Below are 11,195 nucleotides of genomic sequence, written 5' to 3'. Positions count from 1 at the left end.
CACCCGTTCGGTCCTCCAGTGAGTGTTACCTCACCTTCAACCTGCTCATGGCTAGATCACTAGGTTTCGGGTCTAATACAACGAACTTGACGCCCTATTCAGACTCGCTTTCGCTACGCCTTCGCCTATCGGCTTAAGCTTGCTCGTTAAATTAAGTCGCTGGCCCATAATACAAAAGGTACGATGTCACCCAGAACGAATCTTGAGCTCCATCTGTTTGTAGGTGTCCGGTTTCAGGTCTATTTCACTCCCCTCGTCGGGGTGCTTTTCACCTTTCCCTCACGGTACTGGTTCACTATCGGTCGCTGAGGAGTACTTAGGCTTGGAGGGTGGTCCCCCCGCGTTCAGACAGGATTTCACGTGTCCCGCCTTACTCGTGGATACATCATCGCATTACTCGTACGGGGCTATCACCCTCTGAGGCCCAGCTTTCCTGACTGGTTCCGATTGTCTTTGATGTATCACTGGCCTGGTCCGCGTTCGCTCGCCACTACTAACGGAGTCTCTGTTGATGTCCTTTCCTCCAGGTACTTAGATGTTTCAGTTCCCTGGGTTTGCTTGAAACCTCCTATGTATTCGGAAGTCTCATACCTTCTCTTGATAACCGGAAATCCAAAACCTCTTCGATCGAAATCTAAAGGCCTAGGCATCTCTCATTTCTGATCGAACCCCACACCACAGTCTTTCGACTGAGGTCTTGGAGTTCCGGCTATCGAAGGTGGGTTTCCCCATTCGGAAATCCATGGATCAAAGCTTCTTCGCAGCTCCCCACGGCTTATCGCAGCGTAGCACGTCCTTCATCGCCTCTCAGCGCCAAGGCATCCACCGAACACCCTTAAGGCACTTGATTGCTCTCATTATCAATGTCCACACACTCGGCAGAATGTTGTCTGCAGAATTGCCTTGCGGCACGCGCCCTCGATGAACGCTATCTGCAGCCGGACAATGATTAGAAAGACCAGCTTGCTTCGTAAGATCGTTCCGATAGCGAGGCGGTCAAGCTTCGCTAAAAGGATCATTTACAACTCGCTTGTCTTTCAACGCAGCCTTGTGAGCTGCCTTGGAAGACGCACGAGCGCCGAAATGATCCGGAGATAATGAAGTCTCGCGTAGCAATTGCTTGCTGCACGATCCAACTCGGATCGATCTCCTCTTTACGATGTCAGAAATCACGCAATCTGCTGTCTATCCAGACTAGCAGGATGCGAAGTGATGTTTCGCGGACGACGGCACAAGATCTCGGTGATCAAACCATCTGGTGGAGCCAGACGGGATCGAACCGACGACCTCATGCTTGCAAAGCACGCGCTCTCCCAGCTGAGCTATGGCCCCGTAACCAGAAGACGAATGCTCACTCGATGAAAGTGGTGGGCCTGGGAAGACTTGAACTTCCGACCTCACGCTTATCAAGCGCGCGCTCTAACCAACTGAGCTACAAGCCCCTAACGCATATCCAGTCAAGGACCAGGGATCTGCAAGCCTGCAGCCCCAGCGCGTGTTCGTCCGCGAAGAAAGAGAAACGAAGACGGCGAAATCCCGCCAATGCAGCTCAACAATCCTGACGATCGTTGGCCGCTGATGTTTCTAAAACGGTTCGATAGAAGCAAGCTTCTGAAGAACCATCCTTAGAAAGGAGGTGATCCAGCCGCAGGTTCCCCTACGGCTACCTTGTTACGACTTCACCCCAGTCGCTGACCCTACCGTGGCCGGCTGCCTCCCTTGCGGGTTAGCGCACCGTCTTCAGGTAAAACCAACTCCCATGGTGTGACGGGCGGTGTGTACAAGGCCCGGGAACGTATTCACCGTGGCGTGCTGATCCACGATTACTAGCGATTCCAACTTCATGGGCTCGAGTTGCAGAGCCCAATCCGAACTGAGACGGCTTTTTGAGATTTGCGAAGGGTCGCCCCTTAGCATCCCATTGTCACCGCCATTGTAGCACGTGTGTAGCCCAGCCCGTAAGGGCCATGAGGACTTGACGTCATCCCCACCTTCCTCGCGGCTTATCACCGGCAGTCTCCTTAGAGTGCTCAACTAAATGGTAGCAACTAAGGACGGGGGTTGCGCTCGTTGCGGGACTTAACCCAACATCTCACGACACGAGCTGACGACAGCCATGCAGCACCTGTGTTCCAGGCTCCGAAGAGAAGGTCACATCTCTGCGACCGGTCCTGGACATGTCAAGGGCTGGTAAGGTTCTGCGCGTTGCGTCGAATTAAACCACATGCTCCACCGCTTGTGCGGGCCCCCGTCAATTCCTTTGAGTTTTAATCTTGCGACCGTACTCCCCAGGCGGAATGCTTAAAGCGTTAGCTGCGCCACTAGTGAGTAAACCCACTAACGGCTGGCATTCATCGTTTACGGCGTGGACTACCAGGGTATCTAATCCTGTTTGCTCCCCACGCTTTCGTGCCTCAGCGTCAGTATCGGGCCAGTGAGCCGCCTTCGCCACTGGTGTTCTTGCGAATATCTACGAATTTCACCTCTACACTCGCAGTTCCACTCACCTCTCCCGAACTCAAGATCTTCAGTATCAAAGGCAGTTCTGGAGTTGAGCTCCAGGATTTCACCCCTGACTTAAAGACCCGCCTACGCACCCTTTACGCCCAGTGATTCCGAGCAACGCTAGCCCCCTTCGTATTACCGCGGCTGCTGGCACGAAGTTAGCCGGGGCTTATTCTTGCGGTACCGTCATTATCTTCCCGCACAAAAGAGCTTTACAACCCTAGGGCCTTCATCACTCACGCGGCATGGCTGGATCAGGGTTGCCCCCATTGTCCAATATTCCCCACTGCTGCCTCCCGTAGGAGTTTGGGCCGTGTCTCAGTCCCAATGTGGCTGATCATCCTCTCAGACCAGCTACTGATCGTCGCCTTGGTGAGCCATTACCTCACCAACTAGCTAATCAGACGCGGGCCAATCTTTCGGCGATAAATCTTTCCCCGTAAGGGCTTATCCGGTATTAGCACAAGTTTCCCTGTGTTGTTCCGAACCAAAAGGTATGTTCCCACGCGTTACTCACCCGTCTGCCGCTGACGTATTGCTACGCCCGCTCGACTTGCATGTGTTAAGCCTGCCGCCAGCGTTCGCTCTGAGCCAGGATCAAACTCTCAAGTTGGACTTGAACTTTGAACCGGCTGATCACAACGTTTGACGAGGTCCCACCATTTTTCCGACGACCGAAGTCGCCGAGCTGCCCGCGATTCACATCGCTGGCAACGATGGTGTTTCCTTTAAAACGTGTACCGCCGAAGTCTTTCGTCCGGTCCCGATCCGAAAAGCCGAAGCTTCTCAAATGCGAGACCCGCAAGGACTCCGCCGTCCACGTTTCTCTTTCTTCATCTTCACTTGTCAAACAGCCCGGGACCTAGGAGGCCCCAACCTTCCTGAGAGGAAGGGTTCCGACACCCTTACCGACGATGGATGAACTCCAATCGACTTACGTCGACTGTTGTGTCACTCAACAAGGTGAGGAGCATCAGTGGCGCGTTCGCTCGCCTTGGTCAGTGACCCGGCGGCGCCGCGCTCAGTGGTCGGGTTATAGGCCCCACCCATCGGAGTTGTCAACGCCCATTGTCAACAAATCGTCGCACGGTGGATCGTCGGAAAAATTCCAGCGATTCCAGTCGATTAGAAGGGGCGCCGGCGGGCCGGCGGAGCCTGGGCCGCAAAAAAATCTCAAAAAAAGTTTGCGCGCCGGCGGGCTCCGGAGGGCGCTCCGGGGGCCTCCGGACGCCCTCCCTCTTGGCCTCCGCCCTGGCCCCTCTCCTGGCCTCCCCTTTGGGCGTGTTGGTCGCCCCCTCGTCCCGGCGGACGGAGCCCCCTATCGAGGCGGGCCGAACTCCGTCCCCATCCGGCTGAGCTCCCGCCCCTGCCCGACGGGCCTCCGAGCCCCCAGCCGTTCAGGAAACTTTTTCCATATTAGGCGCCGTACTTGAGCCACATTCCCGCGGCGTTCTGATAAGAGACAAGCTTGAATCGCGCGGATGCCAGTGGGGGCTGCCGGCGGTTTTTATGGGGTCAGAGGAAGGCGACTTGCAGATGACGCAGCCTTCTTCCGACGTTCGAGAGACATCGAGAGACCTTTTTCCGCTTAGCTGTTCGTAATTTCGGCCGGCCCGTCATCAGGGCCTTCTGACCGCGGACGCCTATGCGGCTTGCCCTTTTCCTGCGATGCGCCTCGAAGAGCGCGACGGGGAAGAGGTTCGAGACCGGGCTTTTGGGTCGTTGATTGGGGGACTTGGGTTGAACCACAGGACGTCACGCGGCGCTTACGGGCGTGAGACCGGGATCATCGATCTCGGCCACGAGCCGCCGCTGTCCGTCGACGGTTCTGAAGCCGCCGTCATCGATCGCCGTCGCGTCTCGGTGCAATGGTTCAGCGGCACGATTCTGACCGGACTGTGCGGCGCGGCCCTGATCGGCGGCGCCGTTTTCGCATCTCTGGACGGCGAGATGACCTTCGCCAAGGTGCCGGAGCGGGTCGAAGGCGCGCTGCGCGGCGCGTTCGGCGCCGGCGATCGCGCCGCCACGCTGCACAAGAGCGACCGCCTGCCGCCGCCGAGCGAATCCACCGCGTCGCGCAACATCGTGCGCGTCTCCACGGTCGCCCGCGTCGGCAGCCGCGACGTCATGCGGGTGCGCCCCTTCGTCCGGATCGCCGGCAATCTGTCGATGACGACGAGCGATCTGTCGGCGAAGATTCCGCCGTTCAACGCCCAGCGCATGCTGACCGACGTCGGCTCCGATCCGAAGACTGCGGCCGACGATCCCAATAATCCCGAAGCCGTCGAGCCCGACGCCGAGGTCTCCTTCGTCACCAAGGACCTGTCGCCGGTGCTGCCGAAGGCGAAGATTTCCGCGGTGGTGGCGCTCGAGGACATCCTGATGCGGGTGCGCGATGCCGCCAACTGGCGCGGCAATGGCGGGGTGCGCTACGCCTCGCTCGCCAATGCCGCGGCCGACGTCTCCGGCGCGACCGGCCCCTCCGACATGAGAACCGCCTACGCCAGCGAGGCGTCGCCGTCCGATCCCTATGCCGGCTTCGAGACGCGCGTGGTGCCGGAAAACGTCACGCTGCTGCCGAAGACCAAGGAGCAGATCACCGGCGGCAATCCGAACGGCGAACGCGTCCACATGGTCAAGAAGGGCGACAGCGTCGCCGCCGTGCTGCGCGATCTCGGCGCCACGGCCGAGGAGATCAAGGCGATCACCGCAACGCTCGGCCCCCGCGGCCGCGACGGCGGCCTGAAGGAAGGCGAGAAGCTGCGCATCCTGATGGCGCCCGCAAGCCCCGGCGCGCGTTTGCAACCCTACCGCGTGGTGGTCGCCAACGAGACCATGGTCGAGGCGATCGCGGCGCTGTCCGATCTCGGCAAATACGTCGCGGTCGACGTCTCCAGCATGAATACCGTCGCGGACGCTGCGGCCAACGCCAACAGCGACGACGATGACGACGATGACGGCACCGGCGTGCGGCTCTACCAGAGCATCTACGAGACCGCGATGCGCAACAAGGTGCCGATGCCCGTCATCGACGACATGATCAAGATCTACTCCTACGACGTCGATTTCCAGCGCAAGGTCGCGCCGGGCGACTCGTTCGACGTGTTCTACGCCGGCGAGGACGAGGGCGTCACCGCGAGCGAGAAGAACGAGGTGCTGTTCGCCTCACTCACGGTCGGCGGCGAAACCAAGAAATACTACCGCTACCAGAGCCCCGACGACGGCGTCGTCGACTATTACGACGAGACCGGCAAGAGCGCGAAGAAGTTCCTGGTCAGAAAGCCCGTCAACAACGCCATCATGCGCTCCGGCTTCGGTGGCCGCCGCCATCCGATCCTGGGCTATGTGAAGATGCACACCGGCGTCGACTGGGCCACCACCTACGGCACGCCGATCTTCGCGTCCGGCAACGGCGTGATCGAGAAAGCCGGCCCCGAGGGCGGCTACGGCAAATATATCCGCATCAAGCACAACAACGGCTACGAGACCGCCTACGGCCATATGTCGGCCTTCGCCAAGGGCATGGAGCCCGGCAAGAAGGTGCGGCAGGGCCAGGTGATCGGCTTCGTCGGCTCGACCGGCGCGTCGACCGGCCCGCACGTCCACTACGAAATCCTGGTCAACGGCCGCTTCGTCGATCCGCTGCGCGTGAAATTGCCGCGTGGCCGCTCGCTGGAAGGCCCGATGCTGGCAAGCTTCGAGAAGGAGCGCGACCGGCTCGACGGCATGATGAGCGGCCGGGGCGGCGCCATCGCCCGCATGTCGGACGCCACCGGCGGGCCGCTGCAGGTGACGAACCGCTGATCCGGCAACCGGCCGCGATCGACCGGACATCCCTGCACACATGATCCGGATGCGACGTCGTCGAGCGGCGTCGTTTCACGCGTCACAATTTCAAGTTTCGTTTGCCAAAGCCGCATGACGGGCGAATACTTTCCAAAAAAATGGGAGGTCACGTCATGAACAACAGGCTCGCCTGCGCAGCCTTCGTCGCTGCGATTTTCGCCACCACGCATGTTTCCGCCGAAACCTGGGAGGTGACGAAGCTCGTCCCGGGCTCGGCATTCCATGGCGTGCACGGCCTCGGAATCGACAAAGACGGCCATCTGTTTGCCGGCAGCGTCGCCGGCGCGGCGCTCTACGAGGTCGATATCGCGGGCGGTACCGCCAAGGTTGCAATCCCTTCTCCTGTGGGCATGGCCGACGACATCGCATTTGCGCCTGACGGCACCATGGCCTGGACCGGCTTCCTCGCCGGCGATCTCTATGCGCGCAAGGGCGACGGCCCGATCAAGAAGCTCGCCAGCGGCCTTCCCGGCATCAACTCGCTCGCCTTCCGCAAGGACGGCAGGCTCTACGCCACCACCGTCTTCCTCGGCGACGCGCTGTTTGAAATCGACGTCGAAGGCGTCAAACCGGCCCGTCAGATCATGGAGAAGATGGGGGGCCTCAACGGCTTCGAGTTCGGTCCCGACGACAAGCTCTACGGTCCGCTCTGGTTCAAGGGACAGGTTGCCAGGATCGACGTCGACAAGGCCGAGTTGACCGTCGTCGCCGACGGCTTCAAGGTCCCGGCCGCGGTCAACTTCGATTCCAAGGGCAATCTCTTTGTGGTCGACACCGCGCTCGGTCAGCTCGTTCGGGTGGATCCCAAGTCGGGCGCCAAGACCATGGTCGCGCAACTGAAGCCGTCGCTGGACAATCTCGCGATCGACGGCAAGGACCGGATCTACGTCTCCAACATGGCCGACAACGGCATTCAGGAGGTCGATCCCGCCACCGGCCAGGCGAAGCAAATCATCATCGGCAAGCTTGCGCTGCCCGGCGGCATCGGCGTCACCTCGGAGAACGGCAAGGACACGATCCACGTCGCCGACGTATTCGCCTATCGCACGGTGGACGGGGCGACCGGCGAAGTCACCGAGAAGGCGCGCATGCACGCCGACGGCACCACGCTCGAATATCCGATGAGCGCGACGGCGAAGGGCAACGACGTGATCCTGTCGAGCTGGTTCACCGGCACGGTGCAGGTGATCGACGGCAAGACCGGCGCCACGCGCGACATGCTGCACGGCTTCAAGGCCCCGCACGACGCGATCGTGCTCGCGGACGGCAGCATCCTGGTGGCCGAGCTCGGCACCAAATCGTTGGTCCGCGTCAGCGGCGAGCACGGCAAGGACCGCACCACGCTGATCGGGGACCTCGAAGGACCGGTCGGGCTGGTCGGCGGAACAAACGGCGAAGTCTACGTCACCGAAGCCTTTGCGGGTGCCGTCTCCAGGATCGACAAGAACGGCGAAAAGACCGTGCTCGCCAAAGAGTTGAAAATGCCCGAAGGCATCGCTCGTGGCAGCGACGGCAAGCTGATCGTGGCGGAAGTGGGCGCCAAGCGACTGATCGAGATCGCGCCTGATGGCGGCAAGGTCACCGAGATCGCGGCCAATCTTCCGATCGGCCTCGTGGGCGCCCCCGGCGGCCTGCCGAGCAACATTCCGACGGGTGTGGCCATCGGCGCGACGGGTGTCATCTACGTCTCCTCCGACATCGAGAACGCGATCTACAAGGTGGTGAAGAAGTAGCCGCCGCTCGCGAGACTTCCTGCGAGGGAACCGGGCCCCCCGGTTCCCGGTTAGACTGTGTTGGGAAGCTGACCAGCAGGAGGATCGCCCCATGACGCGCCTCTCACGCGACGATGTGGTCAAGACCGTGGACCGGGCCGACGACGTCACGATTGCGCAAATCATCGGAACCGGCGCGACGGTCGAAGAACTCACTGAGGCACAGGCCTGGCTCGCCAACGACGAGCCCCTGATCAACGATTTGCGGCCCCTGGCGCAGGGCCGGGTGCGCGAACTCGTGGACATCCTGTCCGAGCTCGAACAGGACGGCGAGGAGGAAGGTCCGGCCGGCCCCGACTCCATGTCGACAGCCAGCTAGCAAGCAGCCTGGAAAAAATTCGCCCCGGAGAGGACGACCTCTCCGGGGCGATTTTCGTTTTGCGGCCGGTGGCGGCTCAGTTCAGCTTGCGCTTCGACACCGGCGCTTCGAACTGGGCGATCTCCGCGGTTTGCGGCGCCTTGCCGTTGAAGGTCAGCACGTTGCCTTCGGACGAGATCGCGACGTCGTCGCCGTCCCTGACGTCGCCGGCCAGGATCATCTCGGCGAGCGGATCCTGGAGGTAGCGCTGGATCACGCGCTTCAGCGGACGCGCGCCGTAGGCGGGATCCCAGCCCTTGGCAGCTAACCAGTCGCGGCCCGCAGCATCGAGCGTCAGCACGATCTTGCGATCGGTCAAAAGCTTCTGGAGTCGCGCGAACTGGATTTCGACGATCCGGCCCATCTCGCTCCGCTGCAAGCGGTGGAACAGGATGATCTCGTCGACGCGGTTGAGGAATTCGGGGCGGAAATGTCCCCGCACCATTCCCATCACCTGCTCACGCACGGCAGAGGTGTCTTCGCCCTCGGGTTGATTCACCAAATACTCCGAACCGAGGTTCGAGGTCATGATGATCAACGTGTTGCGGAAATCGACGGTACGGCCCTGGCCATCGGTCAGGCGGCCGTCGTCGAGCACCTGCAACAGGACGTTGAAGACGTCGGGATGCGCTTTCTCGATCTCGTCGAACAGCACGACCTGGTAAGGCCGGCGCCGCACGGCTTCGGTGAGCGCACCGCCCTCGTCATAGCCGACATAGCCCGGAGGCGCGCCGATCAACCGCGAGACCGAGTGCTTCTCCATGTACTCGGACATGTCGAGGCGGACCATCGCGGTCTCGTCGTTGAAGAGATACTCCGCGAGCGCTTTTGTCAGCTCGGTCTTGCCGACACCGGTCGGGCCCAGGAACATGAACGAGCCGGTCGGCCGGTTCGGGTCCTGCAAGCCCGCACGCGAGCGGCGCACGGCGGTTGCGACCGCACGCACGGCCTCGGCCTGGCCGACGACACGGGTCCCGAGCTGCTCCTCCATCTTCAGGAGCTTCTCCTTCTCGCCCTCCAGCATCTTGTCGACGGGCACGCCGGTCCAGCGCGAGACCACCTGTGCGATGTGGTTGGCGGTGACCGCCTCCTCCATCATCTCGCCGGAGCCTTCACGCGCCTCGATGTCGGCGAGCTGCTTCTCCAGTTCCGGGATCCGGCCATAGGCCAATTCGCCGGCCTTCTGGAATTCACCGCGGCGCTGCGCATTGGCGAGATCGACGCGCAGAGTGTCGAGCTCGGACTTCAGCTTCTGGGCATCGGAGAGCTTGTTCTTCTCCGCGCTCCAGCGCGCGGTGAGCGCCGCCGACTTCTCCTCGAGCTCGGCGAGGTCCTTCTCCAGCGTCTGCAGACGGGTCTTGGAGCCGAGATCGCTCTCCTTCTTGAGCGCCTCCTGCTCGATCTTGAGCCGAATGATCTCACGATCGAGCGAATCCAGCTCTTCCGGCTTGGAATCGACCTGCATCTTCAGCCGCGCCGCGGCCTCGTCCATGAGGTCGATCGCCTTGTCGGGCAGGAAGCGGTCGGTGATGTAGCGGTTGGACAAGGTCGTGGCGGCGACCAGCGCGGAATCGGTGATCCGCACGCCGTGATGCTGCTCGTACTTGTCTTTCAATCCGCGGAGGATCGAGATGGTGTCCTCGACCGAGGGCTCGCTGACGAAGATCGGCTGGAAGCGCCGCGCCAGCGCCGCATCCTTCTCGACATGCTTCTGGTATTCGTCGAGCGTGGTCGCGCCGATGCAGTGCAGCTCGCCGCGGGCGAGTGCAGGCTTGAGCAAATTGGAGGCGTCCATCGCGCCGTCGCCCTTGCCGGCGCCGATCAGCGTGTGCATCTCGTCGATGAACAGGATGAAGGTGCCTTCGCTGCCGGTGACCTCCTGGAGCACGGCCTTCAACCGCTCCTCGAACTCGCCGCGGTATTTTGCACCCGCGATCAGTGCGCCCAAGTCGAGCGACAGCAGCTTCTTGTCCTTCAGGCTCTCGGGCACGTCGCCGTTGACGATGCGCAGCGCCAGGCCTTCCGCGATGGCGGTCTTGCCGACACCGGGCTCACCGATCAGGACGGGATTGTTCTTGGTCCGGCGCGACAGCACCTGGATGGTGCGGCGGATCTCCTCGTCGCGGCCGATCACCGGGTCGAGCTTACCGTCGCGCGCCGCCTGGGTCAGGTCGCGGGCATATTTCTTCAGCGCGTCATAGGCGTTCTCGGCCGTCGCGGAGTCCGCCGTGCGGCCCTTGCGCAGCGCCTCGATCGCCGCGTTGAGATTTTGCGGGGTGACACCGCCTTTGTTCAGGATCGTCCCAGCCTCGCTGGACTTCTCCAGGGTGAGGCCGAGCAGCAGCCGCTCGACGGTGACAAAACTGTCGCCGGCCTTCTCGCCGGCCTTTTCGGCCGCGTCGAAAGTGCGCGCGAGCTCAGGCGCCAGATAGATCTGGCCGGCACCGCCGCCGGACACCTTCGGCACCTTGTTGAGAGCATCCTCGGTCGCCTTGAGAATTGCGCGGGAATTGCCGCCGGCGCGGTCGATCAGACCGGCAGCCAGGCCCTCATTGTCGTCCAGCAGGACTTTCAGCACGTGCAGGGTCGAAAACTGCTGGTGCCCCTCGCGTACCGCAAGCGACTGCGCGGACTGGATGAAGCCCCTCGAGCGTTCGGTATATTTGTCGATATTCATGTCTTTTCTGTCCCTCGGCCTGCCCTCGGAGCCCTCT

4 protein-coding genes, 2 tRNA genes and 2 rRNA genes (1 of these 8 cut by a window edge) are annotated in these 11,195 nt (G+C 61.6%); 3 read left to right on the top strand and 5 right to left on the bottom strand.

Going from position 1 to position 11,195, the window contains the following annotated elements; genetic code table 11:
• The 4 genes from I3J27_RS04810 to I3J27_RS04795 form a co-directional block, all read right to left on the bottom strand.
• Positions 1-850: ribosomal RNA gene (locus I3J27_RS04810) — 23S ribosomal RNA — on the bottom strand; it reaches 2,023 nt to the left of the window's first position.
• Between the two features lie 406 nt (positions 851-1,256).
• Positions 1,257-1,332: transfer RNA gene (locus I3J27_RS04805), tRNA-Ala, on the bottom strand.
• A gap of 33 nt (positions 1,333-1,365) precedes the next feature.
• Positions 1,366-1,442, bottom strand: a tRNA-Ile gene (locus I3J27_RS04800).
• Positions 1,443-1,629: 187 nt separating this feature from the next.
• Positions 1,630-3,118 (bottom strand): 16S ribosomal RNA (locus I3J27_RS04795).
• The 16S and 23S rRNA genes sit together here with 2 tRNA genes alongside, the layout of an rRNA operon.
• A gap of 1,127 nt (positions 3,119-4,245) precedes the next feature.
• On the opposite strand from I3J27_RS04795, the gene I3J27_RS04790 reads away from it, so the two are divergent.
• The 3 genes from I3J27_RS04790 to I3J27_RS04780 all read left to right on the top strand — a co-directional run bounded on the left by I3J27_RS04790 (position 4,246) and on the right by I3J27_RS04780 (position 8,442).
• The gene (locus I3J27_RS04790; RefSeq protein ID WP_270165838.1) at positions 4,246-6,309 is read left to right on the top strand and encodes a M23 family metallopeptidase; all 2,064 of its coding nucleotides are present in this window, start codon (positions 4,246-4,248) and stop codon (positions 6,307-6,309) included.
• A 155-nt stretch (positions 6,310-6,464) separates the two neighbouring features.
• Positions 6,465-8,084, top strand: a complete 1,620-nt coding sequence (locus I3J27_RS04785; RefSeq protein WP_270165836.1) for an SMP-30/gluconolactonase/LRE family protein — start codon at positions 6,465-6,467, stop codon at positions 8,082-8,084.
• A 91-nt stretch (positions 8,085-8,175) separates the two neighbouring features.
• Positions 8,176-8,442 (top strand): hypothetical protein, encoded by a 267-nt coding sequence (locus tag I3J27_RS04780; RefSeq protein ID WP_270165834.1) that lies wholly within the window; start codon positions 8,176-8,178, stop codon positions 8,440-8,442.
• 76 nt (positions 8,443-8,518) lie between these two features.
• On the opposite strand, the gene clpB is transcribed toward I3J27_RS04780, so the two are convergent.
• The gene (clpB, locus tag I3J27_RS04775; RefSeq protein ID WP_270165832.1) at positions 8,519-11,158 is read right to left on the bottom strand and encodes an ATP-dependent chaperone ClpB; all 2,640 of its coding nucleotides are present in this window, start codon (positions 11,156-11,158) and stop codon (positions 8,519-8,521) included.
• Positions 11,159-11,195 lie beyond the last annotated feature (37 nt).

This window comes from Bradyrhizobium xenonodulans, from assembly GCF_027594865.1.
Taxonomy (GTDB): Bacteria; Pseudomonadota; Alphaproteobacteria; order Rhizobiales; family Xanthobacteraceae; genus Bradyrhizobium; species Bradyrhizobium xenonodulans.
The sequence above is the reverse complement of the archived record's forward strand: the minus strand, read 5'-3'. Positions and strand labels throughout refer to the sequence as shown.

Excerpts from the sequence above, each read along its gene's own strand:
- I3J27_RS04785 (WP_270165836.1), top strand. The coding sequence starts at position 6,465 with ATGAACAACAGGCTCGCCTGCGCAGCCTTCGTCGCTGCGATTTTCGCC.
- I3J27_RS04780 (WP_270165834.1), top strand. The coding sequence starts at position 8,176 with ATGACGCGCCTCTCACGCGACGATGTGGTCAAGACCGTGGACCGGGCC.
- clpB (WP_270165832.1), bottom strand. The coding sequence starts at position 11,158 with ATGAATATCGACAAATATACCGAACGCTCGAGGGGCTTCATCCAGTCC.